The sequence below is a fragment of the Pontibacter ramchanderi genome, assembly GCF_002846395.1.
GTDB lineage: Bacteria > Bacteroidota > Bacteroidia > Cytophagales > Hymenobacteraceae > Pontibacter > Pontibacter ramchanderi.
Genome location: NZ_PJMU01000001.1, coordinates 1 through 23,770, shown reverse-complemented (window position 1 = coordinate 23,770; position 23,770 = coordinate 1). Strand labels below are relative to the sequence as shown.

20 protein-coding genes are annotated in these 23,770 nt (G+C 52.4%); 10 read left to right on the top strand and 10 right to left on the bottom strand.

Translation table 11 applies throughout. The features are described from left to right. Window positions 1–140 precede the first annotated feature (140 nt). Both BD749_RS00095 and BD749_RS00090 read left to right on the top strand, forming a co-directional pair. The gene (locus BD749_RS00095; protein ID WP_101442356.1) at window positions 141–2,378 is read left to right on the top strand and encodes a PAS domain S-box protein; all 2,238 of its coding nucleotides are present in this window, start codon (window positions 141–143) and stop codon (window positions 2,376–2,378) included. Then, window positions 2,353–2,751 (top strand): response regulator, encoded by a 399-nt coding sequence (locus BD749_RS00090; protein WP_101442355.1) that lies wholly within the window; start codon window positions 2,353–2,355, stop codon window positions 2,749–2,751. Before BD749_RS00095 ends, BD749_RS00090 begins: the two co-directional genes overlap by 26 nt. Here the strand turns inward: BD749_RS00090 and BD749_RS00085 are convergent. Continuing rightward, complete coding sequence (locus BD749_RS00085) at window positions 2,748–3,776, bottom strand: PAS domain-containing sensor histidine kinase (RefSeq protein ID WP_180336284.1); 1,029 nt, start codon at window positions 3,774–3,776, stop codon at window positions 2,748–2,750. The two genes, BD749_RS00090 and BD749_RS00085, sit on opposite strands and share 4 nt — an antisense overlap. A 161-nt stretch (window positions 3,777–3,937) precedes the next feature. Between BD749_RS00085 and BD749_RS00080 the strand changes: the two genes are divergently transcribed. Continuing rightward, window positions 3,938–4,684: a DUF2490 domain-containing protein gene (locus BD749_RS00080; RefSeq protein ID WP_180336283.1), complete on the top strand. Its 747-nt coding sequence runs from the start codon at window positions 3,938–3,940 to the stop codon at window positions 4,682–4,684. 23 nt (window positions 4,685–4,707) lie between these two features. Here BD749_RS00080 and BD749_RS00075 read toward each other — a convergent pair whose 3' ends face one another. Both BD749_RS00075 and abc-f read right to left on the bottom strand, forming a co-directional pair. Next, complete coding sequence (locus BD749_RS00075; RefSeq protein WP_101442352.1) at window positions 4,708–5,190, bottom strand: hypothetical protein; 483 nt, start codon at window positions 5,188–5,190, stop codon at window positions 4,708–4,710. Window positions 5,191–6,074: 884 nt separating this feature from the next. Continuing rightward, window positions 6,075–8,003: a ribosomal protection-like ABC-F family protein gene (abc-f, locus tag BD749_RS00070; RefSeq protein ID WP_101442351.1), complete on the bottom strand. Its 1,929-nt coding sequence runs from the start codon at window positions 8,001–8,003 to the stop codon at window positions 6,075–6,077. Window positions 8,004–8,222: 219 nt separating this feature from the next. Here abc-f and BD749_RS00065 point away from each other — a divergent pair, with 219 nt between their 5' ends. After that, on the top strand, window positions 8,223–8,774 hold the full coding sequence (locus BD749_RS00065; protein WP_101442350.1) for a 2'-5' RNA ligase family protein: 552 nt from the start codon (window positions 8,223–8,225) through the stop codon (window positions 8,772–8,774). 252 nt (window positions 8,775–9,026) lie between these two features. Further along, complete coding sequence (locus BD749_RS00060) at window positions 9,027–11,219, top strand: catalase (protein ID WP_101442349.1); 2,193 nt, start codon at window positions 9,027–9,029, stop codon at window positions 11,217–11,219. 66 nt (window positions 11,220–11,285) lie between these two features. Here the strand turns inward: BD749_RS00060 and BD749_RS19655 are convergent, their stop codons facing one another. Beyond that, window positions 11,286–11,417 carry a hypothetical protein gene (locus BD749_RS19655; protein ID WP_262502961.1) on the bottom strand — a complete coding sequence of 44 codons (132 nt, stop codon included), beginning with the start codon at window positions 11,415–11,417 and terminating at the stop codon, window positions 11,286–11,288. Window positions 11,418–11,985: 568 nt separating this feature from the next. Between BD749_RS19655 and BD749_RS00055 the strand changes: the two genes are divergently transcribed. Next, complete coding sequence (locus tag BD749_RS00055; protein ID WP_101443554.1) at window positions 11,986–14,583, top strand: M1 family metallopeptidase; 2,598 nt, start codon at window positions 11,986–11,988, stop codon at window positions 14,581–14,583. Window positions 14,584–14,644: 61 nt separating this feature from the next. Here the strand turns inward: BD749_RS00055 and BD749_RS00050 are convergent, their stop codons facing one another. From BD749_RS00050 to hslV, 5 genes are all read right to left on the bottom strand, one after another. Next, complete coding sequence (locus tag BD749_RS00050) at window positions 14,645–15,910, bottom strand: outer membrane beta-barrel protein (RefSeq protein WP_101442348.1); 1,266 nt, start codon at window positions 15,908–15,910, stop codon at window positions 14,645–14,647. Between the two features lie 105 nt (window positions 15,911–16,015). Next, window positions 16,016–16,987 (bottom strand): deoxyhypusine synthase family protein, encoded by a 972-nt coding sequence (locus BD749_RS00045; RefSeq protein WP_101442347.1) that lies wholly within the window; start codon window positions 16,985–16,987, stop codon window positions 16,016–16,018. 114 nt (window positions 16,988–17,101) lie between these two features. Continuing rightward, window positions 17,102–17,419, bottom strand: coding sequence for a DMT family transporter (locus tag BD749_RS00040; RefSeq protein WP_101442346.1), 318 nt, complete (start codon window positions 17,417–17,419; stop codon window positions 17,102–17,104). A gap of 61 nt (window positions 17,420–17,480) precedes the next feature. Further along, window positions 17,481–18,050, bottom strand: coding sequence for a Crp/Fnr family transcriptional regulator (locus BD749_RS00035; protein ID WP_101442345.1), 570 nt, complete (start codon window positions 18,048–18,050; stop codon window positions 17,481–17,483). A gap of 17 nt (window positions 18,051–18,067) precedes the next feature. Beyond that, complete coding sequence (gene hslV, locus BD749_RS00030; protein WP_101442344.1) at window positions 18,068–18,610, bottom strand: ATP-dependent protease subunit HslV; 543 nt, start codon at window positions 18,608–18,610, stop codon at window positions 18,068–18,070. Window positions 18,611–18,953: 343 nt separating this feature from the next. On the opposite strand from hslV, the gene BD749_RS00025 reads away from it, so the two are divergent. After that, window positions 18,954–19,787 (top strand): FkbM family methyltransferase, encoded by an 834-nt coding sequence (locus BD749_RS00025; RefSeq protein WP_143741200.1) that lies wholly within the window; start codon window positions 18,954–18,956, stop codon window positions 19,785–19,787. A 66-nt stretch (window positions 19,788–19,853) separates the two neighbouring features. Then, window positions 19,854–20,696: a 1,4-dihydroxy-2-naphthoyl-CoA synthase gene (locus BD749_RS00020; RefSeq protein WP_101442342.1), complete on the top strand. Its 843-nt coding sequence runs from the start codon at window positions 19,854–19,856 to the stop codon at window positions 20,694–20,696. Between the two features lie 69 nt (window positions 20,697–20,765). Here BD749_RS00020 and BD749_RS00015 read toward each other — a convergent pair whose 3' ends face one another. After that, window positions 20,766–21,140 carry a hypothetical protein gene (locus BD749_RS00015; protein ID WP_101442341.1) on the bottom strand — a complete coding sequence of 125 codons (375 nt, stop codon included), beginning with the start codon at window positions 21,138–21,140 and terminating at the stop codon, window positions 20,766–20,768. 116 nt (window positions 21,141–21,256) lie between these two features. On the opposite strand from BD749_RS00015, the gene BD749_RS00010 reads away from it, so the two are divergent. Together BD749_RS00010 and BD749_RS00005 are read left to right on the top strand one after the other, a co-directional pair. Then, the gene (locus tag BD749_RS00010) at window positions 21,257–22,711 is read left to right on the top strand and encodes a tyrosine-type recombinase/integrase (RefSeq protein WP_101442340.1); all 1,455 of its coding nucleotides are present in this window, start codon (window positions 21,257–21,259) and stop codon (window positions 22,709–22,711) included. Window positions 22,712–22,873: 162 nt separating this feature from the next. Continuing rightward, window positions 22,874–23,605 (top strand): DUF2625 domain-containing protein, encoded by a 732-nt coding sequence (locus BD749_RS00005; protein WP_218972533.1) that lies wholly within the window; start codon window positions 22,874–22,876, stop codon window positions 23,603–23,605. Window positions 23,606–23,770 lie beyond the last annotated feature (165 nt).

Sequence of the window (23,770 nt, the reverse complement as noted above, 5' to 3'; positions counted from 1 at the left end):
CTGAAGCCATTATACCTGGATATAGGATATAAAAAAGCCACATTTCTACATTTAGAATAATTTAAAAAATTTCAGCGGCTAATTGAACCCATATTGCCTGATTACAATTACATTCAGGAAGTTTTATTTAATACTCCTTTATGCAGGTAAATTTTACGCCGCCTGAACAGCTGGTCCTGACACCAGATTTTTATAGCTCGATCGTACGTCATGGCTCTGAACTCATTACGGTGCTGAACTGGGATGGGCAGTACCAGTATATTTCGGACTCAATTAGCTCCGAAATGGGCTACCAGCCTGAAGAATTACTGGGTACGCCAGTCCTGGAGCACATCCACCCCGACGATGTGGCCATGATTCAGCAAGAGCTGCACAACCTGACCTATGGTGGCGTAAAACAGGTGTCGCTCTCCCCTTTCCGCTACAGGGCCAAGAGTGGCGACTGGCGCTGGCTCAGCTGCGTGTCTACCAACATGCTGGACAACCCCCACGTGCGTGGCATTGTGACAAACTCCCGCGATGTAACACACCAGATGGAGACCATGCGGCAGAAAAAAGAAAGCCGGGCCTATTACAAGGCACTGTTCTTCAACAACCCCGACCTGGTTTTTACACTAAGCACGAGTGGACAGGTGCAGGCCTGCAACGATGCAGTAGTTGCCCTGTCGGGTTACACGCGCGAAGCGTTTCCCGAAAGCCATTTCACTGATTTCGTATTGCCCGAGTATCAGGACGTAACGCTGTCGGCATTTCACAAGGCCCTGACCGGCCAATCCAGCACGCTCGATACCAGCATCCGGCACCACGACGGCTCCAGGCGCTTTTTGTCGGCTACCTTTGTGCCTGTGGTGCTCGAAGGCCGCATACTGGCCGTGCAGTGCATTGCCAAGGACTGCACCAGCGAGAAAGAGGCCAACCTGTTGGTGCAGGCCCATGCGCAGCGCCTGCACAATATACTGGAGGGCATTACCGAAGGCTTTTTCGCGTTGGACAGCGAGTGGCGCTACAGCTTCGGCAACTCGGTGTTTGCCAACTTCCTGGGCCGCCCCCTGCAGGAGCTGATGAACCGCACCATCTGGGATGAATACCCGATCCTGACCGGCACACAGTTTCAACAGAAATGCCTGGAGGTGGCCCGTACCCAAAAGACAGTTCAGTTTGACGAGCAGTTCTGCAACTATGGCGCAGAGCTGCGGTTCACGCTCAGCCCCTTCTCCGACGGCCTTCTGGTGTCGTTTGTCGACATTACCCGGCAACGGGCTGCAGAGGAGGAAGTACGCACACTTTCGTTGGTGGCCAGTAAAACCACCAATGGCGTGATCATCACCAACAGCCGGCTGGAGATTGAGTGGGTGAACGAGGCCTTCAGTCAGGTGACCGGCTATGAGCTGGAGGAAATTGCCGGCAAGCGCCCAAGCGATATCCTGACCACTGCCGACACTGACCCGCGCGAGATCAATTGGGTGCGCGCGCAGCTGGCCAAAGGTATACCGATGCGCAAAGAACTGCGCAGCTACAAGAAAAACGGGGACTTGGTGTGGGCCGATGTCACTATCTCGCCTATTGCCAATGAACAGGGCCAGATCGAGAAGTATGTGTACATTCATACCGACATCACGGAGCGCAAACTGGACCAGGAGCAGCTGCTGAAAACCACCGAGCACCTCTACCACCAAAACCAGGACCTGAAGCAGTTCAACTACATTGTGTCGCACAACCTGCGGGCACCTGTCGCGAACCTGGTGGGCCTCTCGGCCATACTGCAGAAACTCGACCGCAACAGCGCCCGCTTTATGCAGGGCCTGCAAAACCTCGAGACATCCGCCCGCCGGCTCGACGACGTGATCAGCGACCTGAACAAGATCCTGGCGGTGCGCTCCTCCACCCTGCAGGTTGCCAAGGAAATGGTGAACGTGAGCGAAGTGGCCTCCGAGGTAATCAGTAGCCTGCAGCACCTGCTCACCCCGATCAACGGAAAAATTGAAATACAGCTACAGGAGGATGACCTGCTCTGGGCCAACCGCGCCTATGTGTACAGCATCCTGCACAACCTGATTTCCAACGCAATTAAGTATAAATCTGCGCAGCGAGACTTACTTATTGAGGTAAACAGCGTAAGGAAAAAAGACGGTTTGCAACTAAGCATAAGCGACAATGGCATTGGCATGGACCTGGAGAAAGTGCGGCCCCATTTGTTCCAGCTATATAAGCGCTTTCATGCAGGACCCGACGGCAAGGGCATCGGCCTATACCTGGTAAAAATGCAAGTGAACGCCATTGGTGGCGAAATAGAGGTAAACAGTCAACCAGAAACTGGCACGACCTTCATCTTACACTTTAAGCAAGCAACCTATGGTCAGCAAGGTTTACATAATTGATGATGATGACATCAGTATTTACCTGACCTCGCTGGTGCTGGAGGAAGCAGGCTTTGCACACGAGATCTGTACCTATACCTCGGCCGATGATGCGCTGGCCGATCTGCCCCTGACGGCTTCCACAGCCTTGCCAGACCTGATCCTGCTCGACCTGAACATGCCCGTTAAGAGCGGCTGGGATTTTCTGAATGTATTGCGCCCCCACGAGGAGACGCTGAAAGGTAAACTGGATGTGTTTATTCTGACCTCCTCCATCGCCGTGAGCGATCAGGATCAGTCGCGCGAGTACCCGCTTGTGCGCGGGTTCCTGCATAAACCGCTGGATGAGGAAAGCCTGAATTATATCAGGCAGACTCGCAAGGGCCTGGCCTAATCGGCATACAGGGGCAACCTGACTGTAAAGCAGGTGCCGTGCTGACCGTTGCTTTGCACCTCGATGCTGCCCCCCTGCAGCCGCACCAGCTCATATACGATCGAAAGCCCCAACCCACGCGACTCCTCTCCGTTCAGACCTTGCCGGGAAGCGACACCACGGCGCTCAAAAAGCTTGGAGAGCAGGTGCTCCGGTATGCCTATGCCCGTGTCGCTATGCTCCACCACGGCCTCGTCGCCCTCCTGAAAAGCGCGAATGGTGATACTCCCCTCTTTCGGTGTGAACTTAATGGAGTTGGAGATCAGGTTATTCATGATCTGCGAAAATTTGATCTGGTCGAGTTCCAACATCAGCGGCTCCTGGGGCAGCTGCAGGATAAATTGCTGCTGCACCATCTGGCCTTTCTGGTATAGCTCAGCCACATTCCGGATCTGGTCGTTAAGATCAACGCGTGTTTTGTGCACGTATACCTCCGGAGAGCGCAGGTGCTCCTCGCTCAGCAGGTCCTGGATCAGGTCGGTGCACTGGATGCAGGCTTTTTCGATGATGTCGGTGTAGTGCTCTATCTCCTGCCGTGTGTTTTCGTGCACCTCCCTCCGTATGAGGCCTGCCACGCTCTTCACAACAGCCAAAGGACCGCGCAGGTCATGCGACACGATTTCGAGCACGCTGTCCTTGCGCTGTCCAAACTCCGCCAGGTAGTTAATGAAGTCCTGCTGCCGGGTTACGTTTTCGGCCATACCTGCCACAGCCACCACCTTCTGTGCCGCGTTGCAGATCGGGTACACAATGTAGCGGATGTGCCGGAGCCGCCCGTGCTGCTGCACCCGCACAATCTCATCCACATGGTCGCCTTTGAGTAGCTTATGCCAGCAGCGCAGCACCGCCGGGCGGTCGTCCTCTACCACCGTGTCGAGCAGTTGCAGGGCACTTTTTTGTAACCGGGCCTCGTCCATATCCCACAAATCATGAAAAGCGGGCGAAAGGTAGTCGAACTGCTGCTGCGTTAAATTATACTGAAACAAGACTTTTGCACTCTGTTGTCCTATTTGATGAATTGTATCTAAATGGTCCATAGCGAGGGGCGTTAGCATTGTTGTAGATACGGGGCACCGGGTGGTATGTTGACAAAAGCGCTATTCTCACTACTTTCTGCTATCTTCGTTGTATGCTGTACCTGGCCCGTATGACATTGCCCCAAACCCCGAAGCGGTTGGCCTACTACCTCGCTATCAGCGTGTTGCTGCTAGCGCCGCTTACTATGGTGGCCCAGCAGAAGGAAGTGCAGCACGAGGAGCAGTTCTGGGTAGGCTATATGAGCTCTGTGCGGGTTTCAGAGCGCTTTTCTATCTGGAACGACCTGCATTACATTCCGGGTGGATTTGGTGTGGCACGCACCGGCCTCACGGCGCATTTCCCGCATCGCATTGACCTGACGGCTGGCTATGCCCATGCGTGGCTGCCGGTGGGCGGCGAGCTCCGACGCCGGGAGCACCGTCCCTGGGCGCAGGTAGTCATCCCGACCCCGCTTGGCGGTAATTTTACGTTGCAGCACCGCCTGCGCTGGGATCTGCGCTTCCGGCAACAGGTAGAGGCCGGCGAAGTAACAGACGGCTATACCTTTCTGCACCGTGCCCGCATCCAAACCGTGTTGCGGCGCAACTTCCCCACACTCTCCTTTAAAGGAATACTGCCCAGCCTGGCGCTGAGCAACGAGTTACTGATGAATCTGGGAGATGAGGCACCGGCCCCTTTCGACCAGAACCGCATTTCACTGATGGCCGCTGCCCGCTACCGGAGCCTGATGCTACAGACAGGGTATATGAACCGCTACGTACAGGCCGCAACACCCGGTCGATTTACCAGCAACCATACCCTGGTGATCTGGTTGTTCCATACCCTGGACTGGCGGAAACAGGAGCAGCAGCACTGAAGCAGGAAGCGACGGAATACCTATCAGAAAGTGAATACGAAAGAGGCCCGGTTATAGGCATAGCCTATGCGCAGATCCGTTTCCGGCCGTTTGGCTAGGTACTGTCCTTCGTTGTAAGCATGAATAGCAAGATGCTCCCGTTTCATTCTGGCACCCGCAAAAGGCACACTGAAGGTGAGGAGCCCCGCCCCTGCGCCGGAGACAAGCCAGTTGGGTTGGTTGCCGGCCAGTTGTTTGCTCAAGGGGTAACTGATGAGGAGCGCCCCTACATAGGAGAGCGCAGCGGCGGGCAACGCATTGCGGTAGCCTTTCTGGAGTTCTTTTCGTGCCTCCGGATGTTGCTCCAAAACGTGCAATAACTGTTTTTTACTTATTTGACTACCCTGTTGGTAATAGGCAAAGCCAAGCCCTTTTTTCTGTACAATAATCTCACCGCCAGTCTGCGCGCTGGCTGCACTAAAAAAGCTGCTGAAACCAAGCAGCAACAAAAGAAAGTAAGTTTTCATAGGGTTCAGGTTCGAATGCGGATCAATATAGCAAATCAGCACTTTATCTCAAAGTACAATTTTCTTATACCTGCATTTTGCATTAAAAATTGCTTAAATATTAAACCACGCCCTGACTGTCAACATAATGGCACAGGAATAGCACAATCCGGATCTAATATCAGCAGCTTGTCCGTTATTGAAATTGTCTCCTATACCGCTTGCTGGATTTGTTGTGCCTGATCTGCTTTGCCAGTGAGAGTTGGATTAGCACAAAGCAGGAGGGTGGCAGCTTCTGTATTGTTATAAAAGTTGTTGGTAGGGATATTATCTTGAGATTTAATACCCGCCTTCCTGTCTTGTTGTAGAAGGCCCTACTTTAAGAGCGGAACTTCTGCCATTGTCATTTTACAGGTATAGGCAGTATAGCTATTGCATACCTGTGCACAATTAACAATCCTCTGCCCCCTTCTTTGTCAGGGCCCCTTCCCTAAGTGGGACTTCCCTTTAATTGCCAACCAACAGGTATAGGCGCTGTAGTTACTTTCACAAACCACTGCCACGCATCGAAAGACTAACTTGCCCATTGGGCTATGCTACAAATCACCTTAGCCAGGTGCACTTTACGACACTCCACTGTTGGGGGTGAAGGGGTCCCCCTGTCAAGAGCGGTCAGCGAGTGGGGGTAGGGGCCCTCGATTTGGAGGGTCTTGACTTTTTTGCTTCCTTTTTGTGTCAAGACAAAAAGGAAGTGCCCGCCGCACAGGCGAAGCTATAGAACAAAACAGTTAAGGTATAGCTAAGCAACAGCTACGCCAGGTATAGGTATAGCTGTGCTACCAGCTTCACCTCGACCAGAGGCCACACGACAGTAAACACGAGCGTGGACGCCCGCACCAAAACCATTACCCCAGCTTTCCCTCTAGCTCCTCCGCTTCCAGCATCAAACTCTCCCATTTCCCGTTGATAACATTCAACTCCTTTTGCACCGCCTCAAACTTTTGCGAGGTTTCCTGCAGCAGATTCGGGTTGCCGTATACCTTGGGATCCGCCAGTTCGGTTTCGTGTTTGGCGAGTTCCTGCTCCAACTGCTGCACCTGTTTCTCCAACTCACTTATCTGACGGTTTACCTGCTTGAGCTGGTTGTTCAGGGCATTGTACTCGCTGTTGTCACGCTTTGGCTTAGGCTCTTCTTTCTTGGCAACAGGCGCCGCAGCGGCATCGCGTTTGATCTCCTTCTCGCGCTTCTCCTGGAAAGCCTCATACTCGTGGTAAGTGCCCGGATACTCCTTAAGTTGGTAGTCTTCGATGTACCAGATCTTGGTGGCCACGTTCTCCACAAAATAGCGGTCGTGCGAGATGATGATGAAAGTACCCTCGTACTGCTCGAGCGCCTGGATGAGAATGTTCACCGACTGCATGTCGAGGTGGTTGGTCGGTTCGTCGAGCATCAGGAAGTTGGCCTCTGAGATCAGCGTTTTGGCCAGCGCCACACGGCTCTTCTCTCCTCCCGACAGCACCTTGATCTTTTTGAACACATCGTCGCCGGTAAACAGGAAGGAACCCAGCAAGGTACGAAGTTCCACCTCCGTTTTGCCGGAGCCGGCCTGCTGCAGTTCCTGCAGAATCTCGTTCTCGACGTTCAGGGCCTCCAACTGGTGCTGCGCGTAGAAAGACATGATCACGTTATGTCCCATCTCGCGCTTGCCCTGAATTGGCTCCGTGCCGGCTATGATACGCAGTAGCGTGGACTTACCTTTACCGTTCGCGCCGATCAGCGCAATTTTATCGCCGCGCTCTACGTGCACGTTGGTATCCCTAAAAATAAGCTTGCTGCCGAAGCTCTTGCTCATGTGCTCGAGCCTGAAAATATGGCGGCCCGGCTGCACGTTGAAGCGGAAGCTGAAATTAACCTTTGCGGCCTCTCCTGTCACCTCCTCGATACGCTCCATACGCTCAAGCTGCTTCATGCGGCTCTGGGCCTGTTTGGCTTTGGTGGCTTTGGCCTTGAATCGCTCTATGAAGCGCTCGGTCTGGCGTATCTGGGCCTGCTGGTTCTCGTAAGCACCTTTCTGAATTTCGTTGCGCAGGGCTTTTTCTTCCACATAAAAACTGTAGTTGCCCGGGTAGACGTTCAGTTTCGCGCCTGATACCTCTACCGTGATGTTGGTGGTCTTGTCCAGGAACTCGCGGTCGTGCGACACGATCACGACGGCTCCCTCAAAGCGGTCGAGGTAGGATTCGAGCCACTTGATGGACGGTAGGTCCAGGTGGTTGGTGGGTTCATCGAGCAGCAGCAGCGAGGGTTTCTGCAAAAGGATCTTAGCCAGCATCACGCGCATGCGCCAGCCACCTGAGAACGAGGCCAGCGGCTGCTTCAATTCCTCGGTTGTAAAGCCAAGGCCCTCCAGAATCGACTCGGCCTCGGCCTGCATGGTATAGCCGCCCAGCGCCTCGAAACGCTCCTGCAAGGCCGCCAGTTTGTCCACCAGCTTATCATGAAAGTTGTTCTCGAACTCTACCAGCACCTGGTCTATTTCCTTCTGCAGCGAGATGGCTTCATCAAAGGCCTGCATCGCCACCGACAGAATGCTCTCGTGGGTCTCGTAGCTGAGCAGGTCCTGGTTCAGGAAGCCGATCGTGGTGTCGCGGCTCATCTGGATGCTGCCGCCATCGGGTTTGTACTCCCCCACAATAATGCGCAGCAGCGTGGACTTACCGGTACCGTTCAGGCCGATCAACGCAATTTTGTCTTTGGGTTTGATGTGCAGGTTGGCATCCTCGTACATGGGGCGGCTGCCAAAATGGAAACTGAGGTTATTGATAGAGATCATAGATTCGGAAAGCTAAGCTACAAAGGTACTTATTTTAGGAAACATCCCCAGCGCAAAGCGCCACAGACCAAAAGCCGCCTCATACGTAAAACTTAAGGTTGCCTGCCGTAAAAAGCCCTGCATTGGCAAACATTATCCCTTGTGCCCCGTTTTATAGCTTTATGCTTTTTAGAAAAGTGTGTGCGAGACGTTGAGAACAGCATTTAAAACAAACCTTTTATGATCGCAGTTACCTCCCTGCTCGACCCTTCCCATTCTGCGCGTGTCATCGAACTGACCGAGTTGCTCGATTCTAAATTTGGCCTCAACGAGGTAAAGATGACGCCTTATCCGCACCTGACCCTGCTCACGGCCGAAATACCGGATATGGAGGAGCTCCAGCAGTACCTCATCGAAACGAGCCGCGAGACAGAACCTTTTACCATCCGGACCACGGGCCTCGGCGTGTTTCCGGGAGAAAAGCCCGTTATTTACATACCTGTTTTGCGTACAGCGCCGCTCAACCAGCTGCACGCCCGCCTGCACCGCGACATATCCGAGATGAGCAGCGAGATGGGCGTTTACTATAACCCCAACATGTGGCTCCCCCACATCTCTCTGGCCCTCGGCGACACGACTCCCGAAGTGCTGGGGCCGGTCCTAACGTTTCTATTCAACTACAACTTCAACTGGGAGATTACGGTGGATAACCTGACGATCCTGCAGAAATGCGGCGACTACTACCTGAAGGAAGACGAGTACGGCTTTGGCCGTAAAGAGCTGAGTCTGTAAAAAGCGGCTGACAATCAATTACTCCCTATCCCCGAATTTTCCTACTTAGATTGCTGGCTATACCTGTGTTTATACTTATAACTAAGGTATAGCCAGTACAGCCTATCCGTAAAGTCTTATTTTAATTCCATTTTAATCTTGTATAGTTTCATTTTTTCTTAACCACACAAAATAGTAACCCGTATGGTTGATTGATTCCGAACACGATTCTTTAAAGCGACAGCTCACCTATATCCAAAAACAAACGAAATCATGGAAGAGAAAGATCAGAATAAACCCCAACCTAACAGCGTAGACGAAAACAGCAAGAACAAACAGCTTGAACAGTTCCGGGAAGACGGCAAAGGCCAGTACATGACGACTGATCAGGGGGTAAGGGTGAACCACACGGATGACTCCTTGAAAGCTGGCCAGCGTGGGCCGACTTTGATGGAGGATTTTCACTTCCGGGAAAAAATGACCCACTTTGACCACGAGCGGATGCCGGAGCGCGCTGTGCATGCTCGCGGGGCAGGAGCCCACGGCTACTTCCAGCCTTATGAGTCGATGGCTGCCTATACCAAAGCCAAGTTTTTGAGTGATCCAAGCATTAAAACGCCTGTTTTTGTGCGTTTCTCGACAGTGGCCGGTTCCCGTGGTTCAGCGGACACCGTGCGTGATGCCCGGGGCTTCGCTACCAAGTTCTATACCCAGGAAGGAAACTACGATCTGGTAGGCAATAACATACCGGTCTTCTTTATTCATGATGGTATTAAATTCCCCGATCTGGTACACGCTGTGAAGCCGGACCCAGACAATGAAATACCCCAGGCCTCTGCCGCCCAGGACAGTTTTTGGGATTTCATTTCCCTGGTGCCTGAGTCTACGCACATGATCATGTGGCTGCTCTCCGACCGAGCCATCCCCCGAAGTTTCAGAATGATGGAAGGCTTTGGCGTGCATACCTTCCGTTTCGTAAACGAGGCGGGCAAGGCGCGCTTTGTGAAATTCCATTGGCGACCGGTGATGGGTACACACTCGCTCGTGTGGGACGAGGCCCAAAAACTAGCCGGCAAAGATCCGGATTGGCTGCGCCGTGATCTCTGGGATGCTATTGAACAGGGCAACTATCCGGAGTATGAACTCTGCGTGCAGATGGTGGACGAGGCAGATGAGTTCAAGTTCGATTTCGATCTGCTCGATGCGACCAAGATCATACCTGAAGAGTTGGTGCCGCTAAAGCCTATTGGCAAGATGGTGCTGAACCGCAACCCGGACAATTTCTTTGCAGAAACCGAGCAGGTAGCGTTTCACCCGGGCAACCTGGTACCCGGCATTGATGTGACAAACGACCCGCTTTTGCAGGCGCGGCTGTTCTCATACCTCGACACCCAGCTAAACCGTTTCAACAGCACGAACTTCTCCGAGATTCCGATTAACCGGCCGGTTTGCCCGGTGCACAACTTCCAGCAGGACGGTTTTATGCGCCAGACCATCAACAAAGGCAAGGTAAACTATTGGCCCAACTCCCTGGCCAGCGGCTGCCCGATGATGGCTCCGGAAAACATGGGAGGCTACGTGCACTACGCCGAGAAAGTAGACGGCCACAAAATCAGGGCCCGCAGCAAGAGCTTCGAAGATCACTACTCACAGTCTACTCTGTTCTGGAACTCACTCACCGAAGATGAGAAAACACACCTGGTGGATGCGGCCCGATTTGAGCTAGGCAAGGTCCAAACCAAAGCCGTACGTGCCAGGCAACTGGCCAACTTCCACAAAGTAGACCCGCAGTTTGCCGCCATGGTAGCGGCTGGCATTGGGGTTGAGGTGCCAATTGGCGAGGACTCCATCTCGACCGGAAACTATGTGGCAGACGAGGCTTCCAAGAAGATGGCAAGCGGCCAATCTGTTAAAGATTCTCCGGCTGTGAGCATAGACCGCAACAAGAAGGAAGTAGCGAAAACCAGAAGAGTTGCGATTTTGCTGGAGGATGGTTTTGACTACAATGAAGTAATGCAGGTGAAAGAAGCATTAGAGGCGGCCGGCGTCACGACCGAAATTGTTTCTAAGTTTCAGGGTAAGCGCCTGTCCAGTACTGGTCAGGAGTTGGAGGTAGATAAAAGCCATGTCACCACCGCTTCGATTATGTATGATGCCGTATACATTCCGGATGGTGAAAAGAGCGTGCGCAAGATGATGGGACTGGGGGATGCACTTCATTTTGTAAGCGAGGCGTTTAAGCACTGCAAAGCGATCGCGACCTCAGGTTTCGGCATTAACCTGCTTGAAAAGGCTTTTGTAGTGGGTGTGAATTTTGCGGACAAGGAATCGGGCAAGGTGGTGTCGCATAGCGGCGTGGTGACGGCTGGTTCGGATGCTGATGCTGGTAGTTTCGCAGATAAATTTATTGAGGCAATTAAACAGCACCGCCACTGGGACCGCGAAAAGTCTATGACGCCTGCTTAAGGATGCTAATGTTTGTTATTGATTGTTTGTTTGGGCAAGAGCCGCGAGTTTCGCGGCTTTTGCTTTTTAAGATTGTTTCTTTTCGTGACGCGTGATGGCGCGAACGTTCACACTCGAGATTATTAGGATGGTGCCTCCGGCCCAGGTATAGCTAGCATTTTGGTTATACCTGGCGTAGCTGCTGCTTGTCTGAATCATGACTTATCCTGTTTCATAGCTTGCCCTGGCCGGGCGGGCCCTACTTTTTGTCTTGACACAAATCGAGGGCCCCTACCCCCAAAGTAGGCAAAAAAGTCAAGATTCCCCAAATCGAGGGCCCCTACCCCCACTCGCTGAACGCTCTCGACAGGGGGACCCCTTCACCCCCAACAGTGGGTAATCATTTAGGTGCACCTGGCACAGCTTTTTGTTGCATAGCGCAAGGGGCAAGTTGGTTTTCCGATGCGTGCCAGTGGTCACTTTCTACAGCACATGTGAAATCTGCTGTCATTCTGTTAAGAAACTTGTTTGAAATAAAGGGCTCTCTACCCCCGAGAAGTTAAGCCTAGCTACTTACAGGTGTAGGGTCCTCGATAAAGAAGAGGGCAAGGAGAAGTTAATCGGGCACACATATACTGTAACTACAGTACTTATACCTGCAAAGTAGCAATGGCTGCAATTCCATCCTTTTTCGGGACATTATGCCTCAATCCTTTAATCAAAAACTAAATTCAGGTAAACTGTGATTTAGCACAATCCCGCTATCTTTACGCATACCCATATGCAAATGAACCACCTGAACTATACCTTAAGCGCGGCGGCCCTGTCGCTCCTGCTGCTTGGCGCTTGCAGCAAAGGCCCTGCCTCGAGCAGCTATACCTTGCCCGTCGAGACGGGTGTTTCGCAACAGCTGGCTGAGCACCGCAGCCAGACACTGCGAAACGTGCATTATAATATCAAACTGCAAATACCGGTCGGGAAAGACGCGCCTATACCTTCTACCGAAGTAATTACCTTCGACCTTTCTGACCTGAGCCAGCCTCTTCAAATCGACTTCAAGGAGAAGCCAGAAATGCTGCATGGTTTAAAGGTGAATGGAAGCGAGGCCCCGCTCACGTTCCAGAACGAACATTTGGTTATAAGCCCAAAACTGCTAAAAGCTGGTACGAACAGCGTGCAGATCGACTTTACGGCCGGTAACCTCTCACTTAACCGCAACGAAGACTTCCTCTATACCTTGCTCGTACCGGACCGGGCGCGCACAGTGTTTCCCTGCTTCGATCAGCCGGATCTGAAAGCCGTATTCACACTTTCGCTCACGCTACCCCAAAACTGGAAAGCCCTGGCCAATGCCCCACTGCAGGACTCGGTGCTGACCGGTGCCACCAAGACTTATACCTACCAGCCTTCCGATACCATCCCGACCTATCTCTTTTCTTTCGTGGCAGGCGATTTCAGCAGGGTAAGCAACAACGAGCGTGGCCGCGCCATGCACTTCTACCATCGCGAAACTGATGAGGATAAGCTCAGGAGCATCGGACCGATCTTCAGCATCCACCGCGATGCGCTGGATTTCATGGAGGATTACACCCAAATCCCCTACCCTTTCCAGAAGTTCGATTTTGTGGCTATACCTGATTTCCAGTATGGGGGCATGGAACATGTGGGCGCGATCGATTACAAGGCTTCTACCCTCTTTCTGGACGAAGGCGCTACCAAGGACCAACTCGTGGCCCGCTCTAACCTGATCGCGCACGAGACGGCGCACATGTGGTTTGGCGACCTTGTTACGATGCGCTGGTTCAATGATGTGTGGATGAAAGAGGTGTTTGCCAATTTTATGGCCGACAAAATCTCCAAAACGACAGTACAGGACAGCAATTATGATCTCAAGTTCCTGATCGACCATTTCCCGGCAGCTTACAGTGTGGACCGCACCGCTGGCGCCAACCCGATCCGACAGGACCTTGCCAATCTGCAGGATGCCGGCACTTTGTATGGGCACATTATCTACCACAAAGCCCCGATCATGATGCGGCAACTGGAGCGCTTGATGGGCGAAAAAGCCTTTCAGGAAGGGCTGCAGGTATACCTGAAAACCTACGCCAACGGCAACGCCACCTGGCCGCAGCTGATCGGGATCCTGGACGCCCGTACGCCGGTAGACCTGCAGGCCTGGAACCAGGTATGGGTGAACGAGCCGGGCCGGCCAGTATTTGACTACGATCTGAAAGTGGAAGACGGCAAGATCAGCTCCTTTGCGGTTTCCCAGAAAGCTGAAGACGGCTCAGACCGCCTCTGGCCACAGCTCTTTGAAGTCGCGCTGGTGTATGCGGACTCTGTGCAGGAACTCACCGTGAACATGGACAAGGCGGCTGTAGCACTAACAGAAGCTATTGGGAAACGCGCTCCGCTCACTGTGCTTTTCAACTCTTCCGGGCAAGGCTACGGCGTGTTCCCGGTTGATCTGCGCTACAGGTCAGGTATCAGTCAACGTTTGCACAATCCGGTCATGCGCGCCTCTATGTACATCAACCTGTACGAAAACATGCTCAACAATCGGCAAGTGACCCCTGCTTCTCTACTGCCCGTTATGATGCTGGAGGCAAGCGTGGAGACCGATGAACTCAATCTGAAATTGCTGACGGGCTATCTAGGTGATACCTTCTGGAGATTTACGACCCCAGAAAGACGCCTGGAAATAGCTCCTGCCATTGAGAAAAACCTGTGGGATGCGATGGAGAAGCAATCATCCGGCAACACCAAAAAGCTACTGTTCAAAACCTACCAGCACATTGCCCTGACCAAGGGGGCACAAGACCGCCTTTTCCAGGTATGGAAGGCACAAAAGGCCCCTGCGGGTGTCACGCTCAACGAAGACGACTATACTTCGCTCGCCCTCTCGCTGGCCGTGCGCGACTACACTGACTCGGAAGGTATACTGCGCCAGCAACTGACCCGGATCAAGAACCCGGACCGCCAGAAGCGCCTGCAGTTCCTGCTGCCGGCCCTATCGGGTGATGAGCAGGTACGCGACGCCTTCTTCGCCTCGCTCAAAGACCGCAGCAACCGCGACAAGGAGGCCTGGGTTGGCACGGCCCTCTCCTACCTGCATCACCCGCTGCGCGTAGACTCATCCGAGAAGTACCTGCGCGAGAGTCTGGAACTGGTAGAGGAAATACAGCTCACCGGCGATATTTTCTTTCCGACCAATTGGCTGCAATCAACCTTTGGTTATTACCAAACCCCAACGGCCGCCGAGACGATCCGCACTTTCCTGGCCGAGCACCCGAATTACAACCCCAAGCTAAAGGGTAAGATTCTGCAGGCCACGGACCATGTCTTCCGGTCGAATACGATTTTATCAGGAAACAGTGATCAGTAAAAGCAAATAGTTAACAGACAAAAAAGGAGCTGGCCTATTCACATTCGCCAGCTCTTTTTTATTATTTCAGCAAGTAGCCTACCTGAAGACCCAGCGTGTGGTTTTTGGACGCTACACCGCTATAAGGGGAAAAACCGTTTCCGTTCTCTAATCTAAGTTCTGCGCTCAGGCGTTTCACCTCCACCCCAAATCCCAATAGCAGCGACTGCTCATGCTTTCTGACATCTGCCATAGGTTTCCGCTCCCTTCTGCTCTCAGAAGAACTGGTGTAGTTGAGAATTACCTGGTTACTCTCATGCGAGACCATAAAATTATTCCCCATGCCAAGGCTGATATATGGTTTGATGGCTGTATCAATCAGCCTGTAGCGCAGCATGGTGTTGAGGCCAACATAAGCCATGTCGAAGTTGGTCTTCGTGTCGGTGTAAATGTCTCCGGCATTGTTATAGCGCTTTATATAGGTGCCCTCTACCTCGTAAGATTTGTACATCGCCTCGGCCAGGAGCGCAAATTTGCCCCGCCCCCTCGGAAAGGTGGCAATAAAAGATGTCCCGATCGAGTAATTCAGTCCCTTGAAATCGGTTTCGTTTAACGCATCGTCAGAGGTGCCCTCTATATCCAGTGTGTGCTGCAAGATGCCGCCAAGTGCAAAAATGTTAAGCTTTATTTTCTCTTCGGCAGCCGTGTATTCGCTTTGGGTACCGTCCATGCATTGGTTATAGGATTCCACGATGCTTTTCAGGGCACTCTGCTTCAAGGCTATTCTGTCTGCTTTTTCCGAGACTTCCGGGCAATCTACTAATTTAGCCTGCAACATGCCTTTGTAGATCGGAAGCGTCGCATAACCTGTTTTGCCTCCCTTCATTTGCTTTACAATCCTGTTGATCAACTCCACGGGTACCTCTTCGCCTTTTTGAATATAGAAATGCTCCAACGCATGCTCGTCCTTCAAATAATAGAGGCTCGTGTTGCCTTTTACCAGGGCCCGGAGAAAAACGGTATCCCGGGTAATGATGGGCTGCGCGCCCAGCTCAATGTACTGCAACCGCTTCGGCGACTTATCGACATCCACTACAAAGGAATAAAACACATCGCCAGACGAAACAGCAAATCCTTTGATATCCTTGACACGAAGCATCTGTGAAGCTGAACTGTTCGCATCCTTTCTGACCTCGATGGAGGTGGGGTTTTTATTCCAGTTGAGATCATTGAGATAAACCTCAACTTTCTCTCCCTCGTGTGTGATGTAATAACCAGGCACAAAATTCTTTTGTGCAAAAGCAGCCGTGCATAGACCCAGCAGAAAAAGGGTAAGGATTGTTTTCATATAAAGTATGATTCAGGTCTAAGTTTAGACAAATATTCGGTGCCTATCAAAAAAATGGCCGGTGATAAATCTCACCGGCCATTTCTCTGTTATGCTATTTGAAACCTACATATCCAGCACCAGCGCGAAGATAAGCGGTGCCACGATGGTAGCGTCTGACTCGATCATGTATTTTGGCGTATCCTTGCCGAGCTTGCCCCAGGTGATCTTCTCGTTCGGCACAGCGCCTGAGTACGAGCCGTAGCTGGTGGTAGAGTCGGAGATCTGCGCGAAGTAACCCCAAAGCGGAACGCCCGTGCGCTGCAAATCCTGGTGCAGCATCGGCACCACGCAGATCGGGAAGTCGCCGGCTATACCGCCGCCGATCTGGAAGAAACCTACCGTCGACTCCTCTTTCGCGTTCTGGGTATACCAGTCGGCCAGGAACATCATGTACTGTATACCTGTCTTAACGGTGTGCACGTTTTTCACGTCGCCACTGATCACGTGGCCGGCATAGATGTTACCCAGCGTAGAATCTTCCCAGCCCGGGCAGATGATCGGCAGGTTCTTTTTGGCAGCTTCCAGCATCCAGCTGTTTTTCGGGTCGATCTGGTAGTACTGCTCCAGTTCGCCGCTGAGCAGAATCTGGTAGAAGAACTCGTGCGGGAAGTAAGACTCGCCCGCCTGGTCGGCTTTCTCCCAGAACTTCAGCACCGTGTGCTCAATGCGGCGCATGGCCTCTTCCTCAGGTATACAAGTATCGGTTACGCGGTTCATATGGCGGCTCAGGAGTTCCTCCTCGTCGGCAGCGGACAGCTCGCGGTAGTGCGGCACGCGCTCGTAGAAGTCGTGCGCCACTAGGTTGAAGATATCCTCCTCGAGGTTGGCACCGGTACAAGAGATCGCGTGTACCTTGTCCTGGCGGATCATCTCAGCCAGAATGATGCCCAGCTCGGCAGTAGACATGGCGCCTGCCAGCGTGACCATCATTTTGCCCCCGTTGTTGAGGTGCGTCTTATATCCTTCGGCAGCGTCGATGAGCGAAGCGGCGTTGAAGTGCTTGTAGTGCTTCTTTAAAAAATTAGATACTTCCATTTCCTTGTGTTTATGCTGTTTACTGATTCGTGTTTATACTCCTGCAACTCGCTATGAGTTAAGAAAAGATGATTTTCGGCAAATATAAGCTTTAAAACGACATCCCTACCCCTCCTACTTCGACACCAGTTTTAGCCCGATGATAGAGCCAATGAGCAGGAAGATGAAGAACAGGCGCCAGAAATCGGCCGGCTCCTTGTAGAGGATCATGCCAACCACTACCGTGCCCACCGCGCCTATACCTGTCCAGACGGCATAGGCCGTGCCCATCGGGATGGTTTGGATAGCTTTGTTAAGCAGGAAAAAGCTCATGGAGATGCACAGAAAGAAGCCGACGGACCACTTCTGCACACTAAAGTTATTGGATAGCTTGAGGCAAGTGGTAAACCCGATCTCGAACATGCCCGCAATAATCAGATAGATCCAGCCCATTTCGCTTTTTTTACAAAGGTCGGGACTACGGGGCAGAAGAAATTTAACAAATGTTAAAAAATCACCGGACCTCGGCCCGGATGCGGCTAAGTGTTACCTGCGTGACACCCAGGTATGAGGCGATCTGGTTGAGTGGCACACGCTGGATCAGGGCTGGGTTGTGCTGCAGCAGGGCCTGGTAGCGCTCGGTGGCCGACTGAAACTGGAAAACCATAAAGCGCTCCTCTGTTTTGATGAGCTCGTGCTCGGCTAGCTTACGGCCCCAATTCGCCAGTTCGATGTTGGTCAGGTATAGCTCTTGCAAACGCGCCAGGTCCATGGCGTGTACCACCGCATTTTCGAGCAGCTCCACGGTTTCGTAGCCGGGCTTGTTGGCCACATAGCTGTAGAAGGAAAACACGAGATCACTTTCGGCGCCAAACCAGAAGGTCACCTCCTGGTCGTTGCGGTAGCAAAAGGCGCGCGCGATGCCCTTCTCAATGAAAAACACCTTGTGGCTGATCTCCCCTTCCCGGAAAAGGATACTTCCTTTGGGCAGCTCCTGCCGCTGCATGAGCGCTGTGAGCTGCCCAAAAGAAGCATCAGAAATAGGGTATAATTGCCGGATGGCCTGTTCGATGGTCTGCACCATGTGCGCTTTATCGGAGCTTATTTGGCCGGTTTCTCGATGATGAGGTTGTGGTTGGTGTAGATACAGATGTCGGCGGCGATGTTGAGACTCTCGCGCACCATCTCTTCTGCGGTGAGGTGCGGGGCATGCTTCTTCAGGGCCAGGGCCGCTGCATGGGCAAACATACTGCCCGAGCCGATGGCCGCGATCTGGTTGTCAGGCTCCAGCACGTCGCCGGTACCGGAAATGATGAGCAGCTCTTCTTTGTTGGCCACCACCATCATGGCCTCGAGTTTGCGCAGGTACTGATCTTTGCGCCAGTCTTTGGCCAGCTCGATGGCGGCCCGCTTCATATTGCTCTGGTAAGCGTTCAGCTTCTCCTCGAAGCGCTCCAGCAGCGTGAAGGCATCGGCCGTGGAGCCCGCAAAGCCGGTTACGATCTTGCCGTCGAGCAGCTTGCGGATTTTCTTCACATTGCTCTTGGCGATGTGCTTGTCCATGGTGGCCTGTCCGTCGGCGCCTACGCATACTTCTCCGTTGTGGTATATACCTACTACTGTAGTCGATCTTATTTTTGCCATTGCTGTGTGTTGGTTTATGTGAAAGGTATACGGCTGTTTTGTGACAAAAGAATTTTTAGACAAAGGACAAAAGACGCTGGATATACAGATTATACCTTGGTTAAAACTCCTGACTCACCTGCATTCCTGCAACTGATTTTGCCCTGCTACCTACCGTAGCTAGCCTTGCGCTAAAGCTAGTACTTCTGCAAACAAAAAGCCAAAGGTATAGCAACCGACAAAATGTCGGGTGAAGTGCAGGGGCCGGATGAGCGGCATTTACCCGATAAAGCGTACCTTCGTGGTACAGGAGCCTTTGTGTCAGGTATAGCCATTGCCAGACACGCACAAAACCACCGCGCGTATGCTGACACTTTTCAGGTTATGGAAGCTTGCCTTTAGCCGACAGAACACGCAGTTGGCAGGCCGACTGCACACCTTCTATACCTTGCTTCGCATCCATGCCGAGGCCAAGCTCAGCAAGAAGACAGGCGGACTAATTCCATTAAAACTGGAAGGCTTTACAATAGCAGGGTATAGCTACGTAACCTTAACAGAGCTTTACACCGATATTTTCATCAAGCAGGTTTACCGCTTTGAGTCGGGCACCGAAAGGCCATTTATTGTTGACTGCGGCGCTAATATTGGGATGTCGGTGCTCTATTTTAAGCAGCTGTACCCCGATGGCGAGGTATGGGCCTTTGAAGCGAACCCGGATGCCTTTGCCTTGCTGCAACGCAACGTGGAAGCCAACAAATTGAAAGGTATACGCTTGTTTAACCTTGTGCTGTCAGATACCGAGGGCGAAGTAGACTTCTACATCCCTGCCGCCACAGCCGGTCTGAACGGTTCGCTTAACCCCGCCATTGCCAAAGGCACCAAACAGCGTCTGCAGGCCTGCAGGCTGTCCGGCTTGCTCCCCGAAAACAAACAAATCGATTTTGTGAAGGTGGACATTGAAGGCGCCGAGTTTCAACTGTTGACCGAGTTGCGCGAATCTGGACGTTTACCCGACATCAAGCAATTGGTGGTAGAACTGCATGCAAGCAGCAAGGACATGCACCAGAAATACGACAGCCTGCTTCGGATTTTTGGAGAGGCCTACCAGCACGAAGCGGCGGGCGACCTCTATACCTTAGATTTCCCGCATCTCGTAAAATTCACCAGGAAAGACCTGACCATTAGGCTGAACAGTTAAGCCACTGGCGGCAAAGTTTGCTGTGAAGCTGAAAATGCGATAATTTTACAACAAAAACTGACGATAATGAGCAAAGCCAACTGGGTAACAGTTAAAGAATACGAAGACATTACCTACAAAAAATCTAACGGTGTGGCCCGCATTGCCTTCAACAGGCCCAATGTGCGCAATGCCTTCCGCCCCAAAACGGTAGCGGAGTTGTTCGAAGCCTTCCTGGATGCCCGCGAAGATACCTCCATTGGGGTGGTGCTTTTCTCGGCCGAGGGGCCTTCTACCAAAGACGGTGTTTACTCTTTCTGCAGTGGCGGAGACCAGAACGCCCGCGGCCATCAGGGTTATGTGGACGAGGCCGGGATGCCGCGCCTGAACATCCTGGAAGTGCAGCGCCTGATCCGCTTTATGCCAAAAGTGGTGATTGCGGTGGTGCCGGGCTGGGCCGTGGGCGGCGGACACTCGCTGCACGTGGTATGCGACCTCACGCTGGCCAGCAAAGAGCATGCGATCTTCAAGCAAACGGATGCCGACGTGACCAGCTTCGACGGCGGCTACGGCTCGGCTTACCTGGCCAAAATGGTGGGCCAGAAACGCGCCCGCGAGATCTTCTTCCTGGGTCGCAATTACTCTGCACAAGACGCTTTCGACATGGGCATGGTGAACGCCGTGATCCCGCACGCCGAATTGGAGGACACCGCTTACGAGTGGGCTCAGGAAATCCTGGCCAAGTCCCCTACTTCAATTAAGATGCTCAAATTCGCCTTCAACCTGACTGACGACGGCATGGTAGGCCAGCAGGTGTTTGCCGGCGAAGCCACCCGCCTTGCCTACATGACCGACGAAGCCAAAGAGGGCCGCAATGCTTTCTTGGAGAAGCGCAAACCAGACTTCTCAGACATCAAGTGGATCCCATAAGGTATAGCCTGCAGGTATAGAATAGAAAAGCCGCTCCGTTTTGGAGCGGCTTTTTTGTTAAGGATTACCTTAGCTCTTCTCCATGTAGGGCTGCCAGTTCACGATGAGCACCTTTTCGTCCTCGAGCAGCAGGTAGCCATAATCGTAGCAGAAGTAGTAAGTATTGCCCTGTTTGGTGCGGTAGAGGTGCGTGAAGTGGCGGAAGTCGAAGCCTGCCAGCTGGAGGACCTCCCGCCTGAGCGTGGTCTTGCCCTCGGGGCTGTGGCGCTGCAACACGAAGCGGTTGTGGCGCAGCTTGTTGTTGATCTCCTTCATCAGGCGCTCACCTGCATTCTGGGTCTTTCGGCTGTTTTTGGCTACTGAACGGCACTGGTCGCTGCAGTACCGCTTATCAATTCTGCCTTTCAGCACCTCACCGCAGTTTTCACAAGTTCTCTCCTCCATGTTTTTCTGTTTTATACGGGTACACCCGGCTAAATCGGGTATAGCCGGACTTACCCGGGTATTTTACGGCTGCTTTGGATTTAGGTGTTTATTTGCGGTTGTTAATTCAAAACAAGATGCAATATCCATCCAATCAGCCTGTTATTTATCTCAACTCCTTGGAGCATGAAGGCGTTAAATACATCCGTCTGTGGCACAAGCCTAACCCATTTATCGTAAAGCGGCTGAAGGAGGCTGGCTGGATCAAGTACAGCAAGACCTACAAGTGCTTCGTGATGCACCACCGGCCGCAAAGCATGGAAATGACCTTCACGCACTTTCAGGGGTTGGCGAAAGTGAGCACACAATATCTTTATCGTCCCAAACGACTGAAGCCTAGCAAGCTGGTGCCGGTACTGGCTGGAGGGCAGCAGGGCGAACCGCTCCAAAAGCTGCCCGACATGCCGGTGGTGAAGCTGCAGCCGATGCTGGTGGAGGAAAACAAGACCGTGATCAGCGTTACCTTCCGCTACAGCCAGCAGGTATACGAGACCCTGCGGCACAGCAGGCTGGCCACCTGGCAGCGCGAGCCCAAGTGCTTCGCCATACCAGAGGGCGGGCAGCACATACAGCAGCTGGCCGAGGAGCTGGAGGGCCTGGGCTGGCTGTGGCTGAGTCAGGAGCTGGTGGTGCGCGATGTGCTGCTGCTGCGCCGGCTCTGGGAGCAGACCTACAGCAAAGGCGCAGACTATATCACCTGCCCGATCGACTACCTGGAGAAGCTCTTCCTGCTCAACTACTCCATGAACACGATCCGCACCTACCATTCGCTGCTATTGCGCTTTCTTAACAGCCACAAAGGCAGGGGGATGGAGCAGGTAAACGCTTTTACCGAAGAGGACATTAATCAGTACCACCGGCAGATGGTGCAGGCCGGGGCCTACTCCTGCTCGTTCATTAACCAGTCGATCAACGCCGTTAAATTCTATTACCAGCGGGTGCTGGGTCGCCACGAGGTGCAGCTCCATAACGTGGAGCGCCCCGAGAAGCCAGAGCGGCTGCCCACCGTGCTCAGCAAAGAGGAGGTCAGGAAAATACTTTTGGCCACCGACAACCTCAAGCACCGCTGCATGCTGCAGCTGCTGTATGCCGGCGGGCTCAGGATCGGGGAAGTGATCAACCTAAGGCTCAGCGATGTGAAGTCGGACAGGAACCTGCTGCTCATACGCGGGGGCAAGGGCAAAAAGGACCGCACCACCGTGCTCTCGCAGAAGCTGCTGGAGAACCTGCGGCTGTACTACAAGGAGTACAGGCCAAAGGAGTGGCTCTTTGAGGGGCAGTTCGGGGGCCAGTACACGGCCGACAGCCTGCGCAACGTGTTTCAGGCCTGCCGCAAAAAGGCTGGGGTGAAGACGAGCGCCACCCCGCACACCCTACGGCACTCCTTTGCCACGCATCTGCTGGAGCAGGGCACCGATTTGCGTTACATCCAGACCCTACTAGGGCACCGCAGCAGCAAGACCACGGAGATTTACACGCATGTAACGACCTATGCACTGGACAAAATAGTGAGCCCGCTTGACAATCTGTAGAAAAGAACTATATTAGTGTAACGCTATGGAAAAGACGAAAATAACAGGCTCCCAAATTGAACGACCATGTAGAAAAGAGCCAAACAGTACTCCGCACATAGTGCAGATAGTAGGAGTAGGTACTCCTGCTAGCACGTAGTTGGCATTAACCTGAATCATGAATTGAAAAAGATAGTTGTATCCACCTTTCTGCTTTTATCTTCTTTAACTATGGCTAATGCACAGAGCAGCAGTCCTCGCCCTTTATCAGCGCTTATAAACAAAGAAGACTCAGGATGGACTTTAGTGCAGGACTGGTTAAAAGTAGCGAGTAACAAAGTAGAAGTTCTACCTAAACAACAGCAGAAGGCGGAGAACGCCCTGTTACAGTTACAAGTCACTACCCGCTCACCGATGGGAGCAATCGTTTATGAATCTGGCGGCATACTGGTTGATGATGGTTGGATACGCATCTTAGGCTCAGGTTCGGCGAAGCTTGACAGGAGCATCATGGAGTGGAACAGGGGAAAGTCTTATACGAATGATGGAGAACAGCCCTCATTTCTTTTGGTAGCTGATGATGTGCTTGGTGGTTTCTTTGCCATAAATGCTGGAGCATTCGGGCAGGAAGAGATTGGGAAGGTATTCTACTTTTCGCCTGACAATCTGGAGTGGGAGTCATTAGGAATAGGTTACTCTGATTTTATATCCTTTTGTTTTGCAGGTAACATCGATAAATTTTATGAAGGACTCAGGTGGGAAAACTGGAGAGAAGAAGTAAAAAAAGTTGATGGTAAGAAAGGCATCCATTGCTTCCCTTTTCTCTGGATAGCAGAAGGTAAGGATTTGAATAAGGTAAGCAGAAAGGCTGTGCCAATACAAGAGCTTTGGAATCTCTACATGGAACAGAAGTAATAAAAAGGCACATGCCAACAAGGTATACAAGTCATACTTCGGCTATGCCTCGTTCGCCTTTTATACAAGCCGTTGGGTTTAAACGAATGTATAGACTAGAACTTTTGTAATCAATGTTATCCTTCGCCACTAAAACATGATGGTATATGAAAACACTAAGCATAG

Coding starts and splice junctions, on each gene's coding strand:
- BD749_RS00095 (WP_101442356.1), top strand. CDS start 141: ATGCAGGTAAATTTTACGCCGCCTGAACAGCTGGTCCTGACACCAGAT.
- BD749_RS00090 (WP_101442355.1), top strand. CDS start 2,353: ATGGTCAGCAAGGTTTACATAATTGATGATGATGACATCAGTATTTAC.
- BD749_RS00080 (WP_180336283.1), top strand. CDS start 3,938: ATGACATTGCCCCAAACCCCGAAGCGGTTGGCCTACTACCTCGCTATC.
- BD749_RS00075 (WP_101442352.1), bottom strand. CDS start 5,190: ATGAAAACTTACTTTCTTTTGTTGCTGCTTGGTTTCAGCAGCTTTTTT.
- abc-f (WP_101442351.1), bottom strand. CDS start 8,003: ATGATCTCTATCAATAACCTCAGTTTCCATTTTGGCAGCCGCCCCATG.
- BD749_RS00065 (WP_101442350.1), top strand. CDS start 8,223: ATGATCGCAGTTACCTCCCTGCTCGACCCTTCCCATTCTGCGCGTGTC.
- BD749_RS00060 (WP_101442349.1), top strand. CDS start 9,027: ATGGAAGAGAAAGATCAGAATAAACCCCAACCTAACAGCGTAGACGAA.
- BD749_RS19655 (WP_262502961.1), bottom strand. CDS start 11,417: ATGATTCAGACAAGCAGCAGCTACGCCAGGTATAACCAAAATGCTAGC.
- BD749_RS00055 (WP_101443554.1), top strand. CDS start 11,986: ATGAACCACCTGAACTATACCTTAAGCGCGGCGGCCCTGTCGCTCCTG.
- BD749_RS00050 (WP_101442348.1), bottom strand. CDS start 15,910: ATGAAAACAATCCTTACCCTTTTTCTGCTGGGTCTATGCACGGCTGCT.
- BD749_RS00045 (WP_101442347.1), bottom strand. CDS start 16,987: ATGGAAGTATCTAATTTTTTAAAGAAGCACTACAAGCACTTCAACGCC.
- BD749_RS00040 (WP_101442346.1), bottom strand. CDS start 17,419: ATGGGCTGGATCTATCTGATTATTGCGGGCATGTTCGAGATCGGGTTT.
- BD749_RS00035 (WP_101442345.1), bottom strand. CDS start 18,050: ATGGTGCAGACCATCGAACAGGCCATCCGGCAATTATACCCTATTTCT.
- hslV (WP_101442344.1), bottom strand. CDS start 18,610: ATGGCAAAAATAAGATCGACTACAGTAGTAGGTATATACCACAACGGA.
- BD749_RS00025 (WP_143741200.1), top strand. CDS start 18,954: ATGCTGACACTTTTCAGGTTATGGAAGCTTGCCTTTAGCCGACAGAAC.
- BD749_RS00020 (WP_101442342.1), top strand. CDS start 19,854: ATGAGCAAAGCCAACTGGGTAACAGTTAAAGAATACGAAGACATTACC.
- BD749_RS00015 (WP_101442341.1), bottom strand. CDS start 21,140: ATGGAGGAGAGAACTTGTGAAAACTGCGGTGAGGTGCTGAAAGGCAGA.
- BD749_RS00010 (WP_101442340.1), top strand. CDS start 21,257: ATGCAATATCCATCCAATCAGCCTGTTATTTATCTCAACTCCTTGGAG.